At 72.4% G+C, this 24,941-nt stretch carries 19 protein-coding genes and 1 tRNA gene; 8 read left to right on the top strand and 12 right to left on the bottom strand.

Annotation, left to right across the window (positions count from 1 at the left end; translation table 11 throughout):
• The first annotated feature begins 180 nt into the window (after positions 1 to 180).
• Positions 181 to 2,655: a type I polyketide synthase gene (locus AB0J08_RS18045; protein ID WP_360634399.1), complete on the top strand. Its 2,475-nt coding sequence runs from the start codon at positions 181 to 183 to the stop codon at positions 2,653 to 2,655.
• A complete protein-coding gene (locus AB0J08_RS18040; RefSeq protein WP_360634395.1) occupies positions 2,652 to 6,992 on the top strand; it encodes an amino acid adenylation domain-containing protein in 4,341 nt (1,446 codons plus the stop codon). The genes AB0J08_RS18045 and AB0J08_RS18040 overlap by 4 nt, the downstream gene beginning before the upstream one ends.
• An 89-nt stretch (positions 6,993 to 7,081) precedes the next feature.
• On the opposite strand, the gene AB0J08_RS18035 is transcribed toward AB0J08_RS18040, so the two are convergent.
• A tRNA-Thr gene (locus tag AB0J08_RS18035) sits at positions 7,082 to 7,155 on the bottom strand.
• 279 nt (positions 7,156 to 7,434) lie between these two features.
• Between AB0J08_RS18035 and ugpC the strand changes: the two genes are divergently transcribed.
• The 3 genes from ugpC to AB0J08_RS18020 all read left to right on the top strand — a co-directional run bounded on the left by ugpC (position 7,435) and on the right by AB0J08_RS18020 (position 10,069).
• Entirely contained in the window at positions 7,435 to 8,526 is a 1,092-nt protein-coding gene (gene ugpC / locus AB0J08_RS18030; protein ID WP_360634392.1) for a sn-glycerol-3-phosphate ABC transporter ATP-binding protein UgpC, read from the top strand.
• Positions 8,527 to 8,711: 185 nt separating this feature from the next.
• Complete coding sequence (locus AB0J08_RS18025; RefSeq protein WP_360634389.1) at positions 8,712 to 9,152, top strand: hypothetical protein; 441 nt, start codon at positions 8,712 to 8,714, stop codon at positions 9,150 to 9,152.
• Between the two features lie 104 nt (positions 9,153 to 9,256).
• A complete protein-coding gene (locus AB0J08_RS18020) occupies positions 9,257 to 10,069 on the top strand; it encodes a nucleotidyltransferase family protein (RefSeq protein WP_360634387.1) in 813 nt (270 codons plus the stop codon).
• A 210-nt stretch (positions 10,070 to 10,279) separates the two neighbouring features.
• Here the strand turns inward: AB0J08_RS18020 and AB0J08_RS18015 are convergent, their stop codons facing one another.
• The 7 genes from AB0J08_RS18015 to AB0J08_RS17985 all read right to left on the bottom strand — a co-directional run bounded on the left by AB0J08_RS18015 (position 10,280) and on the right by AB0J08_RS17985 (position 17,516).
• Complete coding sequence (locus AB0J08_RS18015; protein WP_360634385.1) at positions 10,280 to 11,923, bottom strand: DoxX family membrane protein; 1,644 nt, start codon at positions 11,921 to 11,923, stop codon at positions 10,280 to 10,282.
• Positions 11,924 to 12,247: 324 nt separating this feature from the next.
• On the bottom strand, positions 12,248 to 13,243 hold the full coding sequence (gene rlmB / locus AB0J08_RS18010; RefSeq protein ID WP_360634382.1) for a 23S rRNA (guanosine(2251)-2'-O)-methyltransferase RlmB: 996 nt from the start codon (positions 13,241 to 13,243) through the stop codon (positions 12,248 to 12,250).
• A gap of 125 nt (positions 13,244 to 13,368) precedes the next feature.
• Positions 13,369 to 14,763, bottom strand: coding sequence for a cysteine--tRNA ligase (cysS, locus tag AB0J08_RS18005; protein ID WP_360634379.1), 1,395 nt, complete (start codon positions 14,761 to 14,763; stop codon positions 13,369 to 13,371).
• A 117-nt stretch (positions 14,764 to 14,880) separates the two neighbouring features.
• Positions 14,881 to 15,276, bottom strand: coding sequence for a PPOX class F420-dependent oxidoreductase (locus AB0J08_RS18000; RefSeq protein WP_360634376.1), 396 nt, complete (start codon positions 15,274 to 15,276; stop codon positions 14,881 to 14,883).
• A gap of 193 nt (positions 15,277 to 15,469) precedes the next feature.
• Positions 15,470 to 16,006 (bottom strand): 2-C-methyl-D-erythritol 2,4-cyclodiphosphate synthase, encoded by a 537-nt coding sequence (ispF, locus tag AB0J08_RS17995; RefSeq protein WP_360634373.1) that lies wholly within the window; start codon positions 16,004 to 16,006, stop codon positions 15,470 to 15,472.
• Entirely contained in the window at positions 15,996 to 16,754 is a 759-nt protein-coding gene (gene ispD, locus AB0J08_RS17990; protein ID WP_360634521.1) for a 2-C-methyl-D-erythritol 4-phosphate cytidylyltransferase, read from the bottom strand. The genes ispF and ispD overlap by 11 nt, the downstream gene beginning before the upstream one ends.
• Positions 16,755 to 17,033: 279 nt before the next feature.
• Positions 17,034 to 17,516 (bottom strand): CarD family transcriptional regulator, encoded by a 483-nt coding sequence (locus AB0J08_RS17985; protein ID WP_030244332.1) that lies wholly within the window; start codon positions 17,514 to 17,516, stop codon positions 17,034 to 17,036.
• Positions 17,517 to 17,955: 439 nt separating this feature from the next.
• Between AB0J08_RS17985 and AB0J08_RS17980 the strand changes: the two genes are divergently transcribed.
• On the top strand, positions 17,956 to 18,627 hold the full coding sequence (locus AB0J08_RS17980; RefSeq protein ID WP_360634370.1) for a DUF461 domain-containing protein: 672 nt from the start codon (positions 17,956 to 17,958) through the stop codon (positions 18,625 to 18,627).
• A 231-nt stretch (positions 18,628 to 18,858) separates the two neighbouring features.
• Here the strand turns inward: AB0J08_RS17980 and AB0J08_RS17975 are convergent, their stop codons facing one another.
• Positions 18,859 to 19,551, bottom strand: a complete 693-nt coding sequence (locus AB0J08_RS17975) for a response regulator transcription factor (protein ID WP_360634367.1) — start codon at positions 19,549 to 19,551, stop codon at positions 18,859 to 18,861.
• Between the two features lie 2 nt (positions 19,552 to 19,553).
• Positions 19,554 to 20,840 carry an ATP-binding protein gene (locus AB0J08_RS17970; protein WP_360634364.1) on the bottom strand — a complete coding sequence of 429 codons (1,287 nt, stop codon included), beginning with the start codon at positions 20,838 to 20,840 and terminating at the stop codon, positions 19,554 to 19,556.
• Positions 20,841 to 21,147: 307 nt separating this feature from the next.
• Between AB0J08_RS17970 and phoU the strand changes: the two genes are divergently transcribed.
• Positions 21,148 to 21,825 carry a phosphate signaling complex protein PhoU gene (gene phoU / locus AB0J08_RS17965; RefSeq protein ID WP_360634361.1) on the top strand — a complete coding sequence of 226 codons (678 nt, stop codon included), beginning with the start codon at positions 21,148 to 21,150 and terminating at the stop codon, positions 21,823 to 21,825.
• A gap of 316 nt (positions 21,826 to 22,141) precedes the next feature.
• Positions 22,142 to 22,318, top strand: coding sequence for a hypothetical protein (locus AB0J08_RS17960; RefSeq protein ID WP_360634358.1), 177 nt, complete (start codon positions 22,142 to 22,144; stop codon positions 22,316 to 22,318).
• Positions 22,319 to 22,434: 116 nt separating this feature from the next.
• On the opposite strand, the gene AB0J08_RS17955 is transcribed toward AB0J08_RS17960, so the two are convergent.
• On the bottom strand, positions 22,435 to 23,022 hold the full coding sequence (locus AB0J08_RS17955; protein ID WP_360634355.1) for a lytic polysaccharide monooxygenase: 588 nt from the start codon (positions 23,020 to 23,022) through the stop codon (positions 22,435 to 22,437).
• Positions 23,023 to 24,130: 1,108 nt separating this feature from the next.
• Positions 24,131 to 24,940: a hypothetical protein gene (locus tag AB0J08_RS17950; protein WP_360634352.1), complete on the bottom strand. Its 810-nt coding sequence runs from the start codon at positions 24,938 to 24,940 to the stop codon at positions 24,131 to 24,133.
• Between the last annotated feature and the right edge of the window lies 1 nt (position 24,941).

Here is a 24,941-nt window from a genome sequence, read left to right as displayed (position 1 = left end):
TCAATCGGGCCGGCATCGTAACAGCGGCAGGCGTCGCAACGGGACTGGGCACATATTGCTCTTGTCTCGCCGGCGAGACAAGATTGGCGGCAACCTGGCGCGCACCGCCATCCAGGTCGGCGACTTGAAGACCTGCCGGGCGCCCCATGAGTCGATGCTATTCGTGAGGTGGGTAGTGTAATGCCTGATCGTGTTGCCGTGGTAGGGATGTCGATCCGTGCCGCCGATGTGCGGAACACCGCGGATCTCTGGCGACTCCTCAGCACCGGCCGTTCCGGTCGGCGCGAAATCGGCCATGAGGAATTGGCGTTGCGCGGGGTTTCGGACCGCAGATACCGGGACCCGGCGTACGTGCCTGTCACATTCCCGATGGCGGACAGTCTCGGGTTCGACCCGAAGGCGTTCGGCGTCAGCCGGTCCGAGGCGGAGCTGACCGATCCGCAGCACCGCGTGATGCTGGAGGCGTGCTACCGGGCGGTCGAGAGCTCGGGATCCTTCATCGGATCGCTGCCGGACCGCGTCGGAGTGTTCCTCGGACTGCGACCGAGCGACTACGGCGCGCAGCTCGAATTCCACCACGGCGCGGCCGGCGGTGACCTGGACCCCGGCAAGCTCGCCGTCGGCACCAGCCCCGACTACCTGTCCAGCCGGATCTCCTACACCTACGGTCTCACCGGTCCGTCGATGACCGTGCTGACCGCCTGCTCGTCCTCCAGCGTCTCCGTACACCTCGCCTGCCAGGCGATCCTCGCCGGTGAGTGCGACTCGGCGCTGGCGGGAGGCGTCGCGGTGAACCTGCGGGACGCGGGCTACCTGGCCACCGAGGGTTCCATCTACTCACCGCGCGGGCGGTGCGAGCCGTACATGGCCTCGGCCGACGGCACGATGGACGGCAACGGTGTCGCCGTCCTCTTCCTTCGCCGACTCGACGCGGCGCTGGCCGCGGGCGACCCGATCCTCGGCGTGATCGCCGGCACCGCGATGAACAACGACGGCCGGGAGCGCGCCGGCTTCACCGCGCCGGGGGTCGCCGGTCAGATCGAGGTGATCGAAGAGGCCCTCGACGTCGCCGAGTTGAAGTCCTCCAGCATCGGTCTGCTGGAGGGCCACGGCTCGGGCACGAGCATCGGGGACGCACTGGAGATCGAGGCCACGACCCAGGCCTTCCGGTCCGCCGGAGCGGGCGCGGGCGAGTGCCGGCTCCACTCCGTCAAGGCGAACATCGGCAGCCTCACCGCGGGTGCCGGCGCGGCGGGCATCATCGCCTGCCTCCTGGCCATGCGCCACGGCCTGATCCCGCCGAACGCCCCCCTGGTGCAGGGAGCGCCCCCGGTGGACCTGCGGGGCACGCCGTTCGTCCTGGCGGACAAGGCGATCGCCTGGCCGCGTTCGGAGCACGGCCGCTATGCGGCGATCAGTTCGTTCGGGATGGGCGGGACGAACGCACACATCATCATCGGCGACGCCGAGCCGGAGCAGCGGAGCGCCTCGCGCAGGGGCCGCTCCTGGCAGCTCCTGCCGCTGTCCGCGGACGATCCGCAGCGCCTGACCGCGGCGGTCGAGGAGGTGCGCACGGCCGTGGACGACTCCTCGGCCGACGTCCGGCGGGACATCGGTCACACGCTGCGCACCGGGCGCCCGGAGCTCACCGCCCGGGCGGCCGCGCTGATACCCGTCAACGGCACTGCTGCCGACGCGAGTTGGCCGACTCCGGAGCAGTTCCGCAAGGCCCCCGACGGGCCGCCGGCGCTGGTCTTCATGCTCCCCGGGGAGGACGTCGGGCCGTCGGAGACGGCGCTCGCGCTCTACGGGACGGAGCCGGTCTTCCGGTCGGCCGTGGACGACGGCCTCGCCGTCATGGAACAGGCACTGGCTCCCGAGACCTTCGCGGCGGTGCGCGGCGCGTTCCTGCACGGCGCGCTTCCGACCGGGGCGCCGGCCCTGCAGCCGGTGCTGCACCTGCTGGGCGTCGGGCAGTACGCCTTCCTCGGTGACCTGGGAATCCGGCCCGACCTGCTCATGGGGCACGGTGTCGGCGAACTGACCGCCGCCCAGCTGAGCGGCGTCCTCTCCTTCGAGGACGCGGCCCGGGCGGTGTGCTGGCGCGGCCAGGCGATCGCGGACGACGACGCGAGCCCGGCGGAGGCCGCGGTCCGCTTCACCCGTCGGATGCGCGACGTGCGGCTGAACGCCCCCACGACGCCGACGACTTCCGGTGTCACCGGGTCGTGGCTGACCGGCGAGGAAGCCTGCGATCCCGACTACTGGGGCGCGCAGCTCCGCGAGCGGGTCCTGTTCGACGAGGCCGTCCGCACGGTGGTGTCCGAGTACCCCGAGGCCGTGTACCTCCAGCTGAGCGGCGGGACGAACCTGCTCCGCGCCGCCCGGCTCGGCGGAGTGGCCGAGGACGCCGCCCTGGCCGTCGCGGCCGACGACGAAGCCACCGGGGGCCGCTCGCCGCTCCGCGCCGTCGGAGCCCTGTGGGAACGAGGTGTGCAGATCAACTGGGACGCCTACGCCGAGCACGACCAGGCGCTGCGGATCGACACGGCCCCCCGGCGGTTCGACCGGACTCCCCGGCTGCACCCCGCACTACTGGACCACTGCCCCGGGATCGACCCGGCGGAACTGACCGGGAAGCAGGCCGGCCGATGACCACCGACGCAAGCGCAAACCCGACCTCGCTGTCGCAGCAGCGGCTCTGGTTCACCGAGCAGTTGGTGCCGGGCACCGCCCTGCACCACCTGCACGCACGGTTCGTCGTGCGCGGCGAGCTGGATGTGCCGGCCCTGGAGCGGGCGGTCAACGGCGTGATCGACCGGCACGAGGTGCTGCGGACCCGCTTCGGCGTCCTGGACGGCGCCCCCGTCCAGGAGGTGCTGGACGAGGCACGGGCCGCCGTGCGGACGCTCGACGCGTCCGACGACGCCTCGGTCCCCGCCAGGGCGGAGGAGTTCGCCCGCGAGCCCTTCGACCTCACCCGGGCCCCCCTGCTGCGGGTGAGCCTGGTGCGGGGCGGCGGCACCGCGGTGCTGGTCTTCGTGCTCCACCACCTCGTGGCCGACACCCGGTCCCTGGACGTCTTCCTGGGCGAGGTCGCGGAGCTCTACCGGCAGGACCGGCTGGGCGGTGTCGCGGCCCTGCCCGAGCCGCCGCTCCGGTACGTCGACCACGCGGTACGGCAGCGCGAGCGGGCGGGTACGCCGCAGGCCGTCGAACGGCTGGCCGCGCAGCTGGGCGAGCTGGAGGGTTTCCCGGCGGTACTCGACCTGCCGGCCGATCGCCCCCGGCCGGCCGTGCAGACCTTTGCCGGGGCGTCGCTGTCCTGGCAGGTTCCGCCCCCGCTGGTCCGCGGTCTGGAGAAGGTGGCACGGGAACACGGCGCGACCCTGCGGACGACGCTGCTGGCCTCGTTCTCGGCGGTTCTGGGTCTCTGGTCGGGGCAGTCACGACTCCTGGTGGCCACCCCGGCGGAGGACCGCTCCCCGGTCGAGGCCGAGCGGCTGATCGGCCCCTTCGCGAACACCCTCGTGACCCCGGCGGACCTGACCGGCGCCCCGTCGTTCGCCGCGTACCTCGCACGCGTACGGGACGTCCACCTGAGGACCGTCTCGCGACAGGACGTCCCGTACGAGGAACTCCTCGACGGCATGGCGCCGGAGCGGAGCCTGTCCCACAACCCGCTGGTCCAGGTGATGATGGCGTACCGGACAGGCCCCGGTCCCGGGCTGGACCTGCCGGGCGCCGAGCTGGAACCGGTCGACCCGGAGCACGTCGCCTCGCAGTTCGACCTGGTGCTCGATGTCACCGCGCACGACGACGGTCTCGGCTGCCGGCTGCAGTACTCGACCGACCTCTTCGAGCGGGTCACCGCGGAGCGGTTCGGCCGGCACCTGCAGCGGCTCTGGGAGGTGGTCGCCGCCGACCCGGACGTCCGCGTCGAAGGCATCGAGCTGGCGGACGAGCAGGAGCGGGCCGCGCTGGTCGAGCTCGGCACCGGCCCCGCGCGCCCGGTCGACCCCCGCGCGCTGCCCGCCAGGCTGTCCGAGACGGCGCGCCGCCGACCGGACGCCGTGGCGGTGAAGGCGCCCGACGGCGTCTACACCTACGCGCAGCTCGCCGAGCGGGCGGCGGCCATCGGTGCGGAGCTGGCGGCCCGCGGGCTGCGGCCGGGCGATCTGGCCGGCGTCGCACTCCCCCGCGGCCGCGACCTGACGGCGGGCCTGCTCGGCGTCTGGCTCGCCGGCGGTGCCTACGTGCCCCTCGACCCGGCGTACCCCCGCGCCCGGCTGGAGCACATGACGCGGGACGCCGGCATCAAGGTCCTCCTGAGTACGCGTGACCTCGCGGACCGCATCCCGGTCCCGGCGGGTACCGAGGTGCTCCTGCTGGACGAACCGATGTCGGCGCTCCCGGCCGAACCGCCGGTTCCGGTGGCGGACGGCGACAGCGTGGCCTACGTGATCTACACCTCCGGCTCGACCGGCCTCCCCAAGGGCGTGCTGGTCAAGCACACCAGCCTCGGGAACCTCCTGGACGACTTCGCGCACGAGTCGGGTTTCGACGCGAGCGACCGGTTGCTCGCGCTGACCTCCCTCTCGTTCGACATCGCCGGACTGGAGCTCTGGCTCCCGCTGCTGACCGGGGGGACGCTGGTCCTCGGGCCGGCGGGTGTCGGGGGCGACCCGGAACGGCTGCACCGGCTGCTCTCCGACGAGGAGATCACCGTGGTGCAGGCCACCCCGGCGACCTGGAAGCTCTACACCGCGTCGACGAGCGCCGCGCCGCCTTCGCTCCGGCAGATCTGGAGCGGCGGGGAGCACCTGCCGCACTCGCTCGCCCAGGCGCTGACCGCGCTGGGGCCCGAGGTCCACAACCTCTACGGACCGACCGAGACCACCATCTGGTCGACGCGTGCCGTGCTGCGGCGGCTGGACACCGTCACCGGGATCGGACGGCCCGTCGCCAACACCAGCCTGTTCGTCACCGACGCCGCCGGCCGTCCGGTCCCGATGGGGGTGCCGGGAGAGCTGTGCATCGGCGGTGCGGGTCTGGCGGTCGGCTACCTCGGCCGACCCGCGCTGACCGCGGAGCGGTTCACCGATGTCCAGGGGGTGCCGGTCTATCGCACCGGCGACCTCGTCCGGTGGCGCTCCGACGAGAACCTCGAGTACCTGGGGCGGCTCGACGACCAGGTGAAGATCCGCGGGCACCGCGTGGAGCCCGGGGAGGTCGATGCCGCGGCGCGGTCCTGCCCCGGAGTCCGCGACGCCTGCACGCTGGCCGTGACGACCTCCGCCGGAGAGGACCAGCTGGTCACCTTCGTGACACCGGAGAGCGCGCCGGAGCAGGCCGGTGACACGACGGACGACTGGCGCACCCTGTGGGAGAACACCTACACCGAGGGCGGGCCCGCCGCCGAGGACGACTTCAACCTCAAGGGCTGGCAGAGCAGTTACACCAAGCAGCCGCTGCCCGAGACGGACATGCGGGACTGGGTGGAGCGGACCGTCGAGCGCATCGCGGCGACCGGCGCTCGCAGCTTCGCCGAGATCGGCTGCGGCACCGGCCTGTTGCTCCTGCGGCTCGCCCCCACGGCAGACCGCTACCTGGGCGTCGACTTCTCCGCGAAAGCCATCGACCACGTGGCGGACGCGGTCCTCCGGCGGGACCTCACCGACCGGGTGCGGCTGGTCACGGCGCCCGCCACGGAGATCGGCGAGGCAGCCGCCGGCGAGCTCTTCGACTGCGTGGTGATCAACTCCGTCGCCCAGTACTTCCCCGACCGGGACTACCTCACGGCGGTACTGGCCGAGGCGAGCCGGATCGTCGTTCCCGGCGGCCACATATTCGTCGGCGACCTGCGGAACCTGCGGCTGACGGAGGCGTTCCACGCCGGCATCCTGCAGGGGGACGAGCGGATGCGGCCCGAGGAACTGCGCACCCTCGCAGCCCGGCACGCCCTGGAGGAGGACGAACTGCTCCTCGACCCCGGGTACTTCGCCCAGTTGCAGGACGCGCTCCCCGCGGTGACCGGGATCCAGGTGTCGCTCAAGGCGTCCGGGTTCGACAACGAGATGTCCCGCTTCCGCTACGACGTCCTGCTCCGGATCGGCGGCGAGGCACCGGAGGAGTCGCAGCCCTGCGAGTACCGCGACTGGGAGGACCTCGCCGACCTCGCGGGTCTGGAGAGCCTGCTCGGCGCCTCCCGGGCGGCCGCCGTCGTCGTCGACGGCATCCCGAACGCCCGCGTCGCCCGCTTCGCCCGGCTCATGGCGGACGACGGCGCCGCCCTGCCCCCGTGTTCGCCGGAGGAGCTCGACCGGGCGGCGGCCCGGTACGACTGGCAGGCGCACCACGCCTGGTCCGGGCGGTTCCCGGAGCAGGGGCGCATCCGGACCACCTTCACCCGCCACGACCGGGCTGACGGGCCGCGGACGCGGTTCACCCACACCCGGCCGGCGATCGACGGGCCGGTCAGCAACGACCCGAGGCAGGGCGCCCTGCTGCGGGTCCTGAAGCACAGCACGCGGGCCTTCCTGCGGCAGCGCCTGCCCGAGTACATGGCGCCGAGCCGCGTCCTGACCCTGCCGGAGCTACCGCTCACCCCGAACGGAAAGACCGATCGGAACGCCCTGAAGGACATCGCCCGGCAGCAGACGTCGAGCACGGACCACGTCCCCCCGAGCGGCCCCGGTCAGGACCTGCTGCACGAGCTGTGGTGCGAGGTGCTGGGCGTCTCCCGGGTCAGCGTCACGGAGAACATCTTCGATGCCGGCACCACCTCACTGCTGGTCGTGCGGGTGCGCCAGGAACTGCGCGAGCGGCACGGCATCGACGTCCCGCTGACCGCCTTCTTCGCCCACCCGACGATCTCGGCACTCGCCCAGGTCCTCCAGCCGGAGGTGGAACCCCGTTCCTCCGGCCCCCGGACCGTGAGCCCCCGGACGGAGAACGCCACGGCCGCCCGCCGCCGGAACCGCCGCCGATGAGCTGACCGACTCACCGCCGGACACGCGAGAAGGGCCGGCTCCACCGGGTGATCCCGGTGGAGCCGGCCCTTCTGGCGTCCTGGCCGCTGAGCCCCCTGTCGGGTTCGAACCGACGACCCCCGCTTTACAAGAGCGGTGCTCTGGCCAGCTGAGCTAAGGAGGCATGGTGACCGTCCGCGACGAGGTCACGGCGGCACCGGGGGCAGTCTACCGGGCGGGGGTGGGGCGGTGTCGGCATATCCGGGGGTTGGCAGGACCGGGACAGGCGTGATGGAACCGATGCCGAATTCCGGTGGGCCAGGGGCTGACAACCGGCGCGGGCGCGGGTAGCGTCGCCGGGAGTTGGCTCGTGTAGTGGTTCAGACCATTGGCGGGCCGCGCACGACATCCACCTTTACTCGGATCGTCCGGCACGTTCCTGCCGGTGAAGGAGAGCACAGCCATGGCTTCTGTGACGTACGACAAGGCGACCCGTGTCTACCCCGGGGCCGACAAGCCCTCCGTGGACGCGCTGGAGCTGGAGATCGCGGACGGCGAGTTCCTCGTCCTGGTCGGCCCCTCGGGTTGTGGCAAGTCGACCAGCCTCCGCATGCTGGCCGGCCTGGAGGACGTCAACGCCGGCGCCATCCGCATCGGCGACCGCGACGTCACGCACCTGCCGCCGAAGGACCGGGACATCGCCATGGTGTTCCAGAACTACGCGCTCTACCCGCACATGACCGTCGCCGAGAACATGGGCTTCGCGCTCAAGATCGCGGGCGTCAGCAAGACGGAGATCCGCACCAAGGTCGAAGAGGCCGCGAAGATCCTCGACCTCACCGAGTACCTGGACCGCAAGCCGAAGGCGCTCTCCGGCGGTCAGCGCCAGCGTGTCGCGATGGGCCGCGCGATCGTCCGCGAGCCGCAGGTCTTCCTGATGGACGAGCCGCTGTCGAACCTCGACGCCAAGCTCCGCGTCTCGACCCGCACCCAGATCGCGGGCCTCCAGCGCCGCCTGGGCATCACCACCGTGTACGTCACCCACGACCAGACCGAGGCGCTCACCATGGGCGACCGCGTCGCGGTGCTCAAGGGCGGCGTGCTGCAGCAGGTCGACACCCCGCGCAACATGTACGACCGGCCCGCCAACCTCTTCGTGGCCGGTTTCATCGGCTCGCCGGCGATGAACCTGGTCGATGTGCCGCTGGTGGACGGCGGCGTGAAGTTCGGCGGCTCGGTCGTCAACATCTCCCGCGAGGACCTCTCCGGCGCCGGCACCGACAAGTCCGTGACCGTCGGCATCCGCCCGGAGCACTTCGAGATCGTCCCGGCCGGCGGCATCGAGGGCGTCGCCGTGACCGTCAACGTGGTCGAGGAGCTCGGCTCGGACGGCTTCGTCTACGGCACCACCAAGCTCGGCGGCGAGGACAAGGACCTGGTCGTGCGCGTGCACGGCCGCCAGATCCCGCGGCGCGGCGAGACCATCCACGTCGTGCCGATCGCCAACGAGACGCACGTGTTCTCCACCAGCACCGGCGCCCGCCTGAGCAGCTGACCGTCGCCCGCGGGCAACGAGCGGCCGGAGCCCCGTCGGACCCACCCGGTCCGGCGGGGCTCCGTCGTCGTTCGGCCGTCCGCAGCCCCCACGTCAACACGGTGAAGGGACGAACCCGGACACCGCGTCACTCGATGGTGTAACGGAGGGCGATCCGACCCCCACCCAGCGCTACTCTCCTGAGCGTGAAGCAGCTTGTTCGCCGAATCGGCCAGACCATCGCCCTGACCCTGCCCGTGGTCCTGGTGACCACCGGCACCCTCGCCGTGACCAGGGTGCCGTGGGCTCCGCCGACCGGGCTGGACCAGCAGGTCGTGGCGGCCTCCACCGAGGACGGCGCCGGCATCGGCCGGGCGCCCGCCGCCAAGGCCCCGGAGGGCCTCGCCCCGCAGGACACCCTGCGCGTCGCACTGCTGGAGGAACTGCGCGCGCACAACCCGGGCAGCGCACTGGACCTGCTGGAGCGCTCGATGCGCGAGCAGCCGGCGCTGACGCCCTACTGCACCTCGCTCGCCGGCGAGCTGGGCAAGGCGGCCGTGCGCAAGTACCAGGGGGACGTCCAGCGCGCCCGGTCCTTCGCCCGCCCGGTCTGTGACGGCTCGTTCGCCTCGGGCATCACCGGCTAGGTCCGCCCTCGCCGTAGCCAGGCGGGCAGACGGGCGGACGGGCGGGCGTGAGTGCGACGCCGGCCACCGGGTCGCGCGCCCCGGTGGCCGCCTATTGTGCAGGCATGACCGCTGACTCCGGCCCCACCGCCGACCTCACGTCCCCGCAGGCACCGCACGCGTCGCAGGCATCGCAGCCGTCCCCGCCCGGGACGACGGCCGTCACCCAGGCAGTCATCCTGGCCGGCGGCCAGGGCTCCCGGCTGCGGCCCTACACGGACGACCGGCCGAAGCCCCTGGTCGAGATTCCCGGCACGGGTACGCCGATCCTCGGGCACCAGTTGTCCTGGCTCGCCTCCGAGGGCGTCACCGACGTGGTCATCTCCTGCGGGCACCTGGCCGGTGTGCTGGAGGAGTGGCTCGACCGGACCGACCTGCCGCTGAAGGTGCGCACCGTCGTCGAGGCCGAACCGCTCGGCCGCGGTGGCGGGCTGAAGTACGCCGCCAAGGCGCTGCCCCGGCCGGACGAGCCCTGGTACGCCACCAACGGGGACATCTGGACCCGCTTCAGCCTGCGCGACATGGCCGCCTTCCACCACGAGCGGGACGCCGTCGCGACCCTCGCGCTGGCCCGGCCGCGCATCCCGTGGGGCGCGGTGGAGACCGACCAGTTCGGCAACGTGCTGGACTTCATCGAGGCCCCGCCCTCACCGTTCCTGATCAACGCCGGCCTGTACGTCTTCAGTCCGGAGTTCGCCGAGCTGCTGCCGGACGTCGGGGACCACGAGCGGACCACCTTCCCCCAACTCGCGCGCGGCAAGCGCCTGGCGGGGTACCAGCTGCCGCAGGGCGTCTACTGGCGCGCCATCGACACCGCGAAGGACCTCACAGAGGCGGCCAAGGAGCTCGCCGCCGGCGCGGGTCGCACCCCCGGCTAGCCCGCCCGGCCGGCCTACCCCGCACGGCCCTCCCCGGCCCGCCAAGACCCGCCGACACCCGGCAAGACCCGCCCGCAGGCCCTCGCAGGCCCTCGCAGGCCCCCGACGGTCCCGTGGACGGACCCGGCAGGCCCGGGCACGGCGAAGTGGCCGGGTGCTCCCCCACGGAGCACCCGGCCACCCGCGTTCCCCGAAGGGCCCGAGAGCCCGTCAGGTCGCCGTCGGCGCCCCCGGCCGGGAGTTCCGGGCGCCGCCGCCGGACAGCTCGGCCAACGGCCCGCTGCCCAGCACACCGCCGAGCAGACCCGAGCCGGAGCTGCTGCTCGGACTCGGCTTGGGCGCCGCCCCCGAGCCGCTGCCCGCCGTCGGGGTGCCGCGCTGCGCGGGCGCCGAGGCGGCCGGGGCCGCGGTCGGCGGCGCCGCCGCCGGAGCCGAGCTCGCGCCGCTCTCCGGCTTGGTCGAGCGCGCCTTGCCGCTCGGAGTGGCCGTCCCCGCCTTCGGCGAGGCCGAAGCCGAGGCCGGGGCGGAGGCCGGCGGGGCGGACGCGCCGGCCGTGGGCGAGGCCGGACGCGCGGCCGCGGGCGAGGGCGAGCTGGTCTGGCCCTGCCCACCGGGGGCCACGGAGGGCCCGCCGCTCGGCCAGACCGGCGTGCCGTAGTCCGTCGCCGGACGGGAGGGCGCGGGGTGCGGACGGCCGCCGGTACGGACCGCCGCGCCCAGCATCGACCCGAGCAGCAGTGTCAGGCCGATCACCACCGCGGTGACCACCGCACCGCGCCGCAGCACCCGGCGGCGCAGCGCCGCCGGCGCCCCCGAGCCGTGGCGTCGCCACGCCTCCAGGTTGAGCCGTCCGTCGAGCGAGGCGAAGGGCGCTCCGGCGATCAGCAGCGGGCTCCAGGCCGCCAGGAAGATCAGGTCGGGCGTGTCGTAGACCGGCACGGCCCGCCAGCTGACGGTGAAGAGCAGGGCGGCGGAGAGCAGCATCGCCGCTCCGGCCGCGAGCCGCTGCCAGAGGCCCAGGATGGTCAGCACGCCCACCACGATCTCGGTGAACGACACCACCAGCCCCGAGCCCACCGGGTGCGCCATCGCGAAGGCCAGCAGCGGATCGGCGACCTTCCAGGGGTGCAGCGAGGAGAGCCAGCGCATCATCGAGCCGCGCTCGCCGCCGTCGAAGTACACCGGGTCGCAGAGCTTGCTGAACCCGGCGTAGACCGAGAGCGAGCCCAGCACCGCGCGCAGCGGCAGCAGCACCAGTCCGAGGTCCACCCGGCGGCCGGGGTACCACGGCCGCCTGCCCTCGGCCGTGGTGGCGGAGACCTCGGGCAGCTCACCGCTGGGCGTCCAGCCCTGGGGTGCGCCGACCGGGCCGACGCCGGCCTCGGTGGCGGTGCCGGCGCCCTCGCGCGGCGGGCGCGGGACCGTCCGGGCACCCGCGTACGGCGGGATCACCCGGGTGTCGTCGTCGGCCGTGGAGCCGCCGACCGTGGCGCGCCCGCCGATCCCGGCCGGCGCGGGCACGCCGGTCAGCCGGACGGCCTCCAGCAGCTGGGTGGCCGCCTGGTCCCCGGGGGGCGCCTGGCCGGCCCAGGTGACGGCGGTGACCCGGCCCTTGCGGCGGGGCGCACCGGCCCCGCCGGCCCCGGCGAGCGCCGGTACGGCCGAGGCGGGCACGACGACCTGCGGGGTGACCAGCGGACGGCGGATCAGGCCCTGACCGGCGTACGGGTCGCCGAACGCGGCCCCGGTGGAGAGCAGTCCGGCCGGGGGGTCGATCAGCGGCGCCACCGGGGTGCCGAGCCGGAGCCGGAAGCTCGCCTGGGTGATGCTGAGGCGCGCAGGGTCGGACGGCACCTTGACGGTATTGAGGCCGGGGCCCGCGTCTATCCCGGTGCTGCCGTTGCCCAGGAGGGGGCGCCGAGGTGTTCTGGTGTCCACACCCGTCTAACTGGGTGACACCCGGTTAGGACACTCTCCCGAGTGGATATCCGGCGCCCACTTGAAGTGATCATGAGAAAAGCGATCGGGCCCGATCGGGCCCGATCGCTTTCACCCGAACTGCGGACGGACTGCGGAGAATCCGGAAGATCTCCTGCGCCGTCCGGCCCGTCTGTGCTGCGTCGGAAGGGGCTCGGCCGAGCCGTCGCGGGACGGCTCGGCCCGCCGCGTCGGAAGGGCTCAGCCGACCTTGCTGCGCAGGCGCGCGGCCTCGTAGAGCACGATGCCCGCGGCGACGCCGGCGTTCAGCGACTCGGTGGCGCCCGGCATCGGGATCCGCACCCGGAGGTCACAGGTCTCCGAGACCAGCCGGGACAGGCCCTTGCCCTCGCTGCCCGCGACGATCACGACCGGACCGGCCAGCGCCTCCAGGTCCCCGATCTCGGCCTCGCCGTCGGCGGCCAGACCGACCACCAGGAGGCCGGCCTTCTGGTAGGCCTCCAGCGCCCGGGTCAGGTTGGTGGCGCGCGCGACGGGCAGCCGCGCCGCGGCACCGGAGGAGGTCTTCCAGGCACCGGCGGTCATCCCGGCCGCCCGGCGCTCGGGGATGACCACGCCGTGCGCGCCGAAGGCGGCGGCGGAGCGGACCACGGCGCCCAGGTTGCGCGAGTCGGTGACCCCGTCCAGCGCCATGATCAGCGCGTCCTCGCCGACCTCCGCGGCCGCGGCCACCAGGTCCTCGGGGTGCGCGTACTCGTACGGCGGCACCTGCAGCACCAGGCCCTGGTGGTTCATGCCGCCGGTCATCTGGTCCAGCTGCGCGCGCGGGGCCTCCATCAGCGGGAGGCCGCGGTCGTTGGCGGCCTGGAAGGCGTCCCGGACCCGGTCGTCGGTGTCGATGAACTGCATGACGTACAGCGCGGTGGCCGGCACCCCGCCCTGCAGGGCCTCGACCACCGAGTTGCGGCCGAAGACCAGCTCGGCGGCGCCGGCGCCACCGCGCCCGCCGCGGCCGCCGGCACCGGCCCGGCGCATGCCGGCCCGGGCCTTGGCGTCCCGCTCGCGCTTGACCGCGGCGTTGGCCGCGCGCTGCTTCGGGTGCCCCTTGCGCTCCGCGCCGGGCGGCGTCGGGCCCTTGCCCTGGAGCGCCTTCCGGCTGTGGCCGCCGGTACCGACAGACGCGCCCTTCTTCGATCCGGGGTTGCGGCGGTTCCTGCGTGCACTGTTGCCGGCCATGGCTGTACTTCCTGTCTGTCCGGCATGCCCGGCCGCACCGGTGGCGGTCGACGGCATGCGCTACGTCATGCGGGAGGGCCGCACCGGTCCGGTACGGCCCACCCTCACCCCATCGTCAGATGGAGTTACTGGCTGTTGATCGTCCAGCGCGGGCCGGACGGGGTGTCCTCGATCGCCAGCCCGGCCACGCCGAGCTGGTCACGGATGGCGTCCGCGGTGGCGAAGTCCTTGCGGGCCCGGGCCGCCTGCCGCTGCTCCAGGACGAGGCGGACCAGCGAGTCGACGACCCCGTGGAGGTCCTCGCCGCGCTCGGCCCCGGCCCAGTGCGGGTCCAGCGGGTCGAGACCCAGTACTCCGAGCATCGCACGGACCTCGGCCAGACGCGCCACCGCGTTCTCCTTGTCGTCCGCGGTGAGGGCGCTGTTGCCCTGGCGGACGGCGGTGTGCACGATGGCCAGCGCCTGCGGAACGCCCAGGTCGTCGTCCATCGCCTCGGCGAAGGCCGGCGGCACCTCAGGCGCCGCGTCGACCGTGCCGCAGCGCTCGACCACGCGCTGGACGAAGCCCTCGATCCGGCCGAAGCCGGCCTCCGCCTCGCGCAGCGACTCCTCGCTGTACTCGATGGTCGAGCGGTAGTGCGGGGCAGCCAGGTAGTACCGGAGCACGATCGGACGCCAGCGCTCGACCATCTCGGAGACCAGCACCGAGTTGCCGAGCGACTTGCTCATCTTCTCGCCGCTCATGGTGACCCAGGCGTTGTGCACCCAGAAGTTGGCGAAATCGTCGCCGTACGCCTTGGACTGGGCGATCTCGTTCTCGTGGTGCGGGAAGATCAGGTCGATCCCGCCGCCGTGGATGTCGAAGGCCCGGCCCAGGTACTTGTGCGCCATCGCGGAGCACTCCAGGTGCCAGCCGGGACGACCGGGGCCCCACGGGGTGTTCCAGCTCGGCTCGCCCGGCTTGACCGACTTCCACATGGCGAAGTCCCGCTGGTCACGCTTGCCGGTCTCGCCGTCGCCCTCGGGCTGGCGCAGGTTCTCCAGCTTCTGGTTGGAGAGTTCGAGGTAGCCGGGGTAGGAGTTCACGTCGAAGTAGACGTTGCCGTCCGACGCGTAGGCGTGCCCCTTCGCGATGAGCGCCTGCATCATCTCGATCATCTCGGGGACGTGCCCGGTCGCCCGCGGCTCGACGGTCGGCGGCAGGCAGCCGAGCGCCGAGTAGCCGTCGTTGAAGGCCCGCTCGTTGGCGTAGGCGATCTGCCACCAGGGCGTGCCGAGCTGGCGCTCCTTGGCGATGACCTTGTCGTCGATGTCGGTGACGTTGCGCGCGAACGTCACCTGGTAGCCGCGGTAGGCGAACCACCGCTGCATGATGTCGAAGTTGAGCCCGGACCGGATGTGCCCGATGTGTGGCGCCGACTGGACGGTAGCGCCGCACAGGTAGATCGAGACACAACCCGGTACAAGCGGGACGAAGTCGCGTACCTGGCGGGTGCTGGTGTCGTACAGGCGAATGCTCACAGCGTCAAGCGTAGTGGGCATGAGGGGGTGCCCCGCGACATTCTCGAATGTCAATACCGCGGCTACGCCGTTTCCTCTTCATTGCCTACCGGAGCCGCCCCCTCCGCGGGGCTCTCCTCAGAGGTTGCCGACCACCTTGCGCGGGGTGAGCCGGACGACCACGCGGACGTCGTCCGGGCCGTCGTAGCCGTAGGACTGCTCGCCGCGGTACTTGAGCGCCAACTCGTCGATCAGCTCCTTGCCGCCCTCCCGGCTGAGGGTGACCTCGCCGCGCACCTCCAGATAGGAGTACGGGCTCTCCGGCGGGTTGACCACCAGGGAGATCCGCGGGTCCTTCACCAGGTTGAGGTGCTTGCGGCGGCCCTCCACCGTGGAGAAGAGGAGGTCGTCGCCGTCCCGCTTCACCCAGACCACCGAGGACTGGGGGCTGCCGTCGGGCTGGATGGTGGAGACCACGGCGAAACTCTTGCCGTCGATCAGGGCCTTGGCCCGGTCGGAGAGCTGTGCGGCCATCGGGGACCTCTTCTCGTCAAGCGGCGGCGGGCTGCCTGCGGTGGACGGGCGGGCCTGGCGGGCCCGCACCGAACGGTAGCGACTCGCGCCCCGGCCAAGGCTCCTGAACACTCGTCACCGGCCGGGTATTCCCGGCAGGGATCACCCGACCGGCCCACCGCGCCGTCCGGGCCCCGTGGTCGGCCCGACCGGCTCAGCGGCGCTCGTACACCAGCGCGGTGGCGATCGCCGCCAGCCCCTCGGCCCGGCCGGTGAGGCCGAGACCGTCCGTCGTGGTCCCGGAGACCGAGACCGGCGCGCCGACCGCCGCCGAGAGCGCGGCCTGCGCCTCGGCCCGGCGCTTGCCGATCTTCGGCCGGACGCCGATCACCTGCACCGAGACGTTGCCGATCTCGAAGCCGGCCTCGCGCACCAGGCGGGCGGCCTCGCCGAGCAGCCGGACCCCGGACGCGCCCGACCACTCCGGTCGGTCGGTGCCGAAGTGCGCGCCCAGGTCACCGATCCCGGCGGCCGAGAAGAGCGCGTCGCAGGAGGCGTGCGCGGCCACGTCGGCGTCCGAGTGCCCGGCCAGGCCGTACTCGGCGCCCGGCCACTCCAGGCCGGCCACCCAGAGCGGACGTCCGGCCTCGAAGGCGTGCACGTCGGTACCGATGCCGACCCGGGGGATCAGCGGCACCTGCGGTTCGGCGGCCGGCGTCGGAGCGGCGGCCGGCGTCGGGTCAGTAGGCATCGGAGGCCCTCCGGCGGGCGAGAACGGCCTCGGCGAGCACGAGGTCCAGCGGGCGGGTCACCTTGAACGCCTCCTCGTGGCCGGGCACCACCACCACCCGGCCGCCGAAGCGCTCCACCAGGCCGGCGTCGTCGGTCACCGCCGGCAGCGCGTCGGCGCCTCCGGCGTTCTCCTCGGCGAGCGCCTTGGCGTGCACCTCGGCCAGCGTCTCCCGGCGGAAGCCCTGCGGCGTCTGGACGGCCCGCAGGGTGGACCGGTCGGGCGTGTCGAGAACCGGTTCGGGTCCGCCCGGGTTCGGTTCGACCCGCTTGACCGTGTCGGCGAGCGGCACGGCCGGCACCACCGCCTCGGCCCCGGCGCGGACGGCGGCCGCGACCGCGTCCACCACCTCGACCGGGACGAGCGGGCGGGCCGCGTCGTGCACCAGGACGATCTCCACCTCGGCCGGGATCGCGGCGAGGCCGAGCCGGACCGACTCCTGGCGGGTCGCGCCACCCGGCACCACCCGGATGTCCTTGCCGTCGAGGCCGTGGCTGTCGAGCAGTCCGACCACCTCGGCCACCCCGGCGGCCGGTGCGGCGACCACGACCAGGCCGACCGCCCGGCTGCGGGTCAGCGCCCTGACGGCATGCACCAGGAGCGGTACTCCGCCCAGTTCCCGCAGGGCCTTGGGGGCTCCGGGCCCCAGCCGCTCACCGCGTCCGGCGGCGGGCACCACTGCTGCTGCGACTGCTCCTGTGGCGTTCAGGTTTCACTCCTTCGGCGAAGTGGGTATGGCCATGGCGTGCACGACGGGCGCGCGGGGCCCCTTCCGAAAAGCTCCATGGTCTCCCGCCCACCGAGCACGCAGAACGCGCAGAAACGGTCATGCGGGCCCGGGGCCGGCCGGCTCGGGTGCGGGGTGTCGTCCGGACACGCCTCAGCGCCCGAAGTGCCACTGCACCACTCCAGGACGATCCGTCCGGGGAGCGGCGCGCCGGCATCGGGCGCTGTGAGCGAGTGAGCGGTGGGCGCAAGCCCGACTGCACTACGAGGCGAGCACCTCGTCGAGCAGCGTCTCCGCCTTGTCCTCGTTGGTGTTCTCGGCCAGCGCGAGCTCGCTGACGAGGATCTGGCGCGCCTTGGCGAGCATGCGCTTCTCGCCGGCGGACAGACCGCGTTCGCGCTCGCGGCGCCAGAGGTCGCGCACAACCTCGGCGACCTTGATAACGTCACCCGAAGCGAGCTTCTCCAGGTTCGCCTTGTAGCGACGGGACCAGTTGGTCGGCTCTTCGGTGTACGGTGCGCGAAGCACCTCGAAGACCCGGTCCAGACCCTCCTGGCCCACCACATCGCGCACGCCGACGAACTCCGCGTTCTCGGCGGGCACGCGGAGCGTCAGGTCTCCCTGCTGCACCTTGAGCACCAGGTAGGTCTTGTCCACACCTTTGATCTGGCGAATTTCGATGGCCTCGATCAGTGCGGCCCCGTGATGGGGGTAGACCACCGTGTCGCCAACCTTGAACGTCATGTGACAGGACCCCTTCCGTGGCTTTCCAGAATAACACGCTTTTCGGCGCACCCGAAGGGCGTTTTCGCAGGTCAGGGCCGGTCTCGGGGCTTGACAAGGACCCCCATGACGTGCTGCGGGCGGCGTTCGGCGCGGGCTTCCCGCAGGTCGGAGGCGGTTCCGGCACCTGCCGAAACCTGCGGCAACACTCCCGCAACCGTGATTGGATCTTGGGTTTTCACCGTTTATCGGGCCGTTTCCCGATCGTGATCCGATCTTGGTCGGTCCTTGACCAGGACACGGCGATGTTCGGCCTCCGAAGTCGGCGACGTGCCGCCGTCCGGGCGCCCCGGCGGGGCTCCTGAGCGCGACACGGGGACCACCCCGTGAGGAGCGCATAAGCGGGGTCGATAATCTGAGGCCTGACCACCCGACACGTGACCTAGGAGAAGCCGCCGCCGTGAGCCGCAGCATTCGAGTCGGCAGCATCGCCGCCATCGCCGCCCTCGCCATCGCCTCGCTGTCGTCCTGCTCGGCCGGCAACCAGGCGGAGACGCTGGAGATCAAGCCCGACAACGCCTCGGCGACGATCGGCACGGACCTCCTGCTGAACAACATCGTCGTCGTCACCGGGGACGAGTCCTCCGGCGAGCACACCGGCCCCGCCAACGTGTCGGTGAACATCAGCAACACCGGAGCGGAGGCCGTCGAGCTCCAGTCCGTCGTCGTGGGCGACGGCGCCACCGCCGTCTTCGCCGACGAGAAGGGTGCTCCGCTGAGCACCGTCGTCATCCCGGCCGGCGGCGCGGTGCTGCTCGGCGGCACCGGCAACCCGACCGCCCGGGTCGCCTCCGCCACCGTGCACGTCGGCGGCTTCGTGCCCACCGCCTTCGCCTTCAAGAACGGCGAGAAGGTCGCGACCCAGGCCGCGGTCAGCCCGAACAAGGGGCTGTACAAGGGCTGGGGCCCGACCGCCTCCCCCGCGGCCGCGCCGTCCAAGGCCGCCAGCTCGCCCTCCGCCTCCGCCACCGCCACCCCCTCCGCCGGGGCCTCCACCCCCGCCGGTGCGGCGGCCACCACCGGCGCGGCCACCCCGGCCGGCACCACCTCGCCGTCCCCCGGCACCCACTGACGCACCGCCTCCGGGTGCACGGCCTCCGGGCGCACGGCCTCCGGGCGCACAGCCTCCGGGCGCACAGCCTCCGGGCAGGGCGCCTCCGGGCTCACGCGAAAGACCCCTCCGGGCGGCTGCCCGGAGGGGTCCTTCGTCGGTCTCCGCGACCGGGAGCAGGGCGGGGGCCGGAGGCCGGGTGCACGGCTCACGCCGCCCAACCCGCCCCCGGTGCCACGGGGCCCGTTCGGTCTACGGCTCGAACTTGTAGCCGAGGCCACGGACCGTGACCAGGTAGCGCGGCGCGCCCGGGTCCGGCTCGATCTTCGCCCGCAGGCGCTTCACGTGGACGTCGAGGGTCTTGGTGTCGCCGACGTAGTCCGCGCCCCAGACCCGGTCGATCAGCTGCATCCGGGTGAGCACCCGGCCCGCGTTGCGCAGCAGCATCTCCAGCAGGTCGAACTCCTTGAGCGGCAGGTCGACCTTGGCACCGTCGACGGTGACCACGTGACGGTCGACGTCCATCCGGACCGGGCCCGCCTCCAGTGCGCCGGGGCCGCCGCCGTCGCCGGGGCCCTCGGTCTCGCCACGGCGGCGCAGCACCGCGCGGATCCGGGCCACCAGCTCACGGGTGGAGTACGGCTTGGTGACGTAGTCGTCCGCACCTATCTCCAGGCCGACCACCTTGTCGATCTCGCTGTCCTTGGCGGTGACCATGATCACCGGTACGTTCGAGCGCACCCGGAGCTGGCGGCAGACCTCGGTACCGGGCAGACCCGGCAGCATCAGGTCGAGCAGGACGAGGTCGGCGCCGTTCCGTTCGAACTGCTCCAGCGCGTCGGGGCCGGTGGCGGCGATGGCCACCTCGAAGCCCTCCTTGCGGAGCATGTACGAGAGAGCGTCGCTGAACGACTCCTCGTCCTCGACCACCAGTACTCGGGTCACGATCAGGCCTCCGGGGCAAGCTGGGGGGTTGTGTCTGACAGGGGTTGCGCGGACTCCCCGGCGGGGAGCGTGTGGTCCGCGGGGGACTGCCCGGCGGGCAGGCGCACGGTGAAGGTGGAGCCCTGGCCCTCGACGCTCCACACCGAGACGGTGCCGCCGTGCGAGGCGGCCACGTGCTTGACGATGGAGAGGCCGAGGCCGGTGCCGCCGGTCGCCCGCGAGCGGGCCGGGTCGACCCGGTAGAACCGTTCGAAGACCCGCTCGCGGTCCTTCTCGGAGATGCCGATGCCCTGGTCGGTCACCGAGATCTCGATCAGCTCTCCGTCGGCCTCGCCGAGGGCTGCGGCGCTGGAGATCCGGCGGGTGGCGATCGCGACCCTGGTCCGCGGCGGGCTGTAGTTGACGGCGTTCTCGACCAGGTTGCCGAGGGCCGCGGCGAGCTGGCCACGGTTGCCGTGCAGGTAGAGGCCGGCGATGCCGCCGGCCGCGATCAGGATCTGTTTGGCGGCGGCCTGCTGGCGGCAGCGGTCGATCGCCTCGGCGATCAGCTCGTCCACCGCGACCGGCTCCGGGTCGACCATCAGCCGGTCGTCCTGGACCCGGGAGAGGTCGATGATCTCCTGGACCAGGCTGGCCAGCCTGGTCGCCTCGATCTGCATCCGGCCGGCGAAGCGCTGGACCGCCTCCGGGTCGTCGGACGCGTCGGCGACCGCCTCGGAGAGCAGCGAGAGCGCGCCGACCGGGGTCTTGAGCTCATGGCTGACGTTGGCGACGAAGTCGCGGCGGACCGCCTCGACCCGACGGCGGTCGGTCTGGTCCTCGACCAGGACCAGGACCAGCCGGGAGCCCAGCGGGGCGACCCGGACCGACACCGCGAGCGGCTCGGCGGCCCGCGCCGCACCCGGGCGGGGCACCTCCAGCTCGACCTGGCGGATCTCGCCGTCCCTGCGGGTGGCCCGGGCCAGCGCGAGCATCTGGTCGACGGCGACCGCGCCGCCGCGCACCAGTCCCATCGCGTACGCCGCCGAGCTGGCCTTGACCACCTCGTCGCCCTCGCCGAGCACGATCGCGCAGGAGCGCAGCACGGAGAGGACGGTGTCGACCCCCGGGGGAAGGGGGGGTTCCTGGGCAGGGGTGTGGAGGCCCTGTTGCCGGGTTCTGCCGTTGGTGCCGCCGTATTTGCCCTTGGCCTGTTCGCGCTCGCTCCAACGGAAGGCGATGGAGGCCGTGAGGCCGACGCCGAGCCCGGCTATGGCGCAGGCAGCGGCGGCGGCCACGTTCACGTCCATACCGCCAGCCTAAGCGCACGACCAGGCCTCTCCCCCAGGGTCGGATCAAGGGATCGGCCGCCCGTTGCCGAGAATTCACCTCCACGTGGTCGCCGATTCACCGCACGGGTCGTGCGTGGTCGCCCGGACGGCCCAGAGTTGGCCACGCAGCCCGTGTGGGAGGGGTCGGCGGATCGAACGCCTGTCCGTCGCCCCCGGTGCGCGCGTACGATGCGCGGCACCAGCAGCGGTCATCCGCACACCGTACCGACGGTCGTACGGAACGACCGGTCGGCACCGCCACCGACACAGCTACTGAGGAGAGAGCATGCGCGACGCGTACCACGAGGAACTCGACTCGATCGGCGACAGCCTGATCGAGATGGCCCGGCTGGTCGGCTCCGCCCTGGGCCGGGCCACCACCGCGCTCCTCGACGCGGACCTGGCGCTGGCGGAGAGCGTGATCGCCGCCGACGAGAAGATCAACAACCTGCACCACGAGCTGGAGAACCGGGCGATCGACCTGCTCGCCCGCCAGCAGCCGGTCGCCACCGACCTGCGGATCGTCGTCACCTCGCTGCGGATGAGCGCCGACCTGGAGCGCTGCGGCGACCTCGCCCGCCACGTGGCCAAGGTCGCGCGGCTGCGCTACCCCGTGTCGGCGGTGCCGGGCGACCTGCACGCGACCGTCCTGGAGATGGGCCAGCTCGCCCAGCGGCTGGTGGCCAAGGCGGGCCTGGTGATCGCCACCAAGGACGTCGACAAGGCACTGGAGCTGGAGCAGGACGACGACGCGATCGACGCACTGCACCGCGACCTGTTCGCGCACCTGATCGACGACCGCTGGCAGCACGGGATCGAGACCGCGGTGGACGTCACGCTGGTCGGCCGCTACTACGAGCGCTTCGCGGACCACGCGGTCTCGGTGGCCAAGCGCGTGGTGTACCTGGTGACCGGCGAGCACGTGGACGACTTCGTGGCCTCCTCGGAGGCCGCCGGGGAGTGACCCCGGGGCGGTACGGCGCCTCCGCAGGCAGGGTCGGTCCCGCCTCCGGGGGCGCCGCCGTTCCCGCTCCGGGCGGCGGTGCGGCCGCGCTCCGGGTCGGGAACGGCCCCGGCCTCCGGGCTCGGCATGGCCCCGGCCTCCCGGGGCCGCCGACGCTCACCCCGCGGGGTGAGTAAACCTCGGGCGGGGGTGGTGGGGGCGCACGACCTGATGGGCTCCCCACCACTGCGCGCCCGTTGACGCTCCGTCCGATGGGCGGTTTCACTCGATGCCGTAGGCACCGAAGTGTGCCTGTCACAAGGAGGGTTCCAGCGCGATGAAGGCAAACCCGACCCGACCGGCACCGGCCCACGACATCGTCGAGCCGCCCACCCCGAAGCTGCTGCCCGTCCTCGCTGCCGGCTGCGGCTGCGGCCCCGGCTGCGGCTGCGGCTGCCAGTCCGGCGCACCCTGCCAGTGCGGCGGCGTCAGCGGCGGCTGCTGCGGCCACTGAGAACCGGCGCAGCCCGCGAAGCTCCGTGGTGCACGGCCGCCGTGGGAGACGGTCGTGCACCCCGGTTCCCCGGTCGGCGCTCTCCGGCCGCCGGGCCCCGCCCGGTGCGGCGCGGGTCAGAACCGGACGTCGGTGCAGGAGTAGAAGGCGTTGCCGGTGTCGGAGATCTCCCAGACCGCGACGACGACCTGGTGGCCGGTACGGCCGCTCGGGATGGTCGCGGAGTGGCTGACGGTGCTCGGCACCTGGGCGCCGTTGTACGGGACGGTCAGGAACGGCGTCAGCTCCAGACCGGCCCGGGTGATCGGCTGGGCCGCACTGTAGCCGGCCTTGGTCAGGTAGTACTTGAAGTTCGTGGTCGCGTGCCGGGCGGTGAACTTCCAGGTGAAGGTGAGCTGCTGCCCCGCCGACACCTTGGTGGTGGGCCAGTTGCCGCCGCGCGGGTCGTCCAGCTCGGCGAACCGGCCGTTGCCGCCGGCGCAGATGGTGCCGTCGGCCGGTCCTCTGCCCGGGAAGCCCTTCGGTCCCTCGACGCTCTGCGGCTCCCATTGGATCGCACCGCAGTTGGTGACCGTACCGGCCCCGCAGAGCGCGGCCCGGCTGGGCGGGGTCGAGATGTACCCGTGCGACTGTGCGGGCAGGGCGACGGTGAGCGGGACGGCGAGGGCGGCGACGGCCGCTCCGACGAGATGACGTGTGCGCATGGTGCTCCTCCGTGGGGGTGGATGGAGAGTGCGCCGGGCACAGACGCGCGCGCGTGGGGGTGCGGCGGCCGCGGAAGATCCGTGGCATGTCTGTGCCAGGTCAGTGCTCACACGGCAGGAGCACCCGAGACCACCGTCAATGGTCTGAACCACCTCGGCGAAACACCGAACCCCCGTGCCCTACAGGCGGGTTGGGAGTTCGAGTGGAACGGCGACGGCCCGCCTCCCCGGATCGGGGAGGCGGGCCGTCACCGTGGTCGAACCGCTCGGGCCTACTTCTTGCCCTGGGTTTGGCCTGTCGGTTCTCGGGCCTGATCAAAGGCCTCTGAGCTGGGGCTGAGTCGTCGACAGTTGTCATCGCTGGCCTCCCTCGGTCGACACCGGACGGCCCACAGGCGGCCCGGGGGCCGCACGCCTAGGCCGCGCCCCCAGCACCGATGCCACATCGGTCGAATACGTCCGATGCCAATGCCTTAATCAAGGGTAATCACCGCCGTAACCGTCTTAACGCACGCTCTCAACCGGTATGCTGATCGATGTTCAGCTCTAACGGTCTCGCACGCCTCGGCGAGCGGCCGAGGGCCTCGCATTGCGAGGCAATTCAACCCGAGGAGCTGGGCAAACATGGGAAAGCGGCGGTCACCTGTCAGGAAGCAGGAGAGTCAGCCCCCTTGGGGGCAGATCATCATTGCTGCACTCACTGCGGTGACGGCTATCGCGAGCTGCGTAGAGCAGCTGGTGCGCTGAACTAGCGCTCCCCCATGGTCGAGGGCAGAACCGGACGAGCGCCCAGGGCTAGCATGAGCAAGCCCGGCCGTTGCTTAGTCGGCCGGACTCACTCGACCTCTCTACACAGGAGCCCGGGTCTGGTTGCCGCCAGGTCCGGGCGTTCTGTTGTAGAAGCTAGTGAAGCAACCATTCGCTGCTTCCAGACTTCCATCAAGAAGTTGCTTCATTGCTCGCCAGCACGATCTTGTTGCTTGCTAGCAAGCAACAAGAGAACTGTATCAACTGAACCACATTATTCGAGGGCTCTTACCTCCTCATGGTTCCTCGCCGTTCCTCACTGTTCCTCGTTACATCAGACGCGAGGAGCATCCATGTTGACTTACGGCAGCTGGCAGAACGCCACAGCAGCGTCGTCACTGACCTTGTATCGCGGCCAGCGAAGTCCATCCGGGTCCGTGGCCTCAGCCTTTCGGACTGCTGAGATCAGCCCATCTGCGCCAGCCTCTCGGAGCGTCGCAAAGGCATCCGCCCACGATGCTGCGCGGTACTCGGTGACGAGCCGCGAGGCACCATCGGACAGGACCGTCGCTGCCTGGATGTCGGCCAGCGGCACCGCGCCCGTCAGCGCATGGTGTGCCGCTTCGCCGCTGGAGGCAGCCACCCAGTAGCCGTCCACGGTGTTCCGGGTGAGCCGCTGGGCCTCGACCATCCGGCGGACCGCCTCAGTGTGCTCGGGCGTCCCGGTGGCGAAGCGTTCCGTCTCGGCGCGGAGTTCCGGCACCACGGTGTCCACCCTCAGATCGGTGACCACCTGGTAGTCGTCGGCCCGCTCGAAGACGATCGGCGAGTCGGCGAGAACCAGGTAGTCGAAGCTGGCAGCTCCAGCCCGCAGGATCGAGACCGTTGCCGATGGCGTCCCGGGGTTGCCAAGATCGCACCCGGGGTGGAGCGCGGCGACCTGATTGAGGGCCTGCGCCAGCCCGTCAGCCAGCGGCCGGCCGGGCTCCGCCAGGGCAGCCACCAGGTGGCCGCCGAGTTGGGAGACGTACCACGGGACGCCGTGCCGACAGCCAGTGTCCAGCCCGGCCGTGCTCAAGCCGTCCAGGACGACGGCGAGCGCAGGCGTGGCCGCCACCCAGTCTTCGTTCGGGTTCGCGCCACCCGGAGCAGTGGCGATGGAGACGCGCATC

It is taken from the genome of Kitasatospora sp. NPDC050463, from assembly GCF_040655255.1.
Lineage (GTDB): Bacteria > Actinomycetota > Actinomycetes > Streptomycetales > Streptomycetaceae > Kitasatospora.
This window is presented reverse-complemented; position numbering and strand designations above follow the sequence as displayed.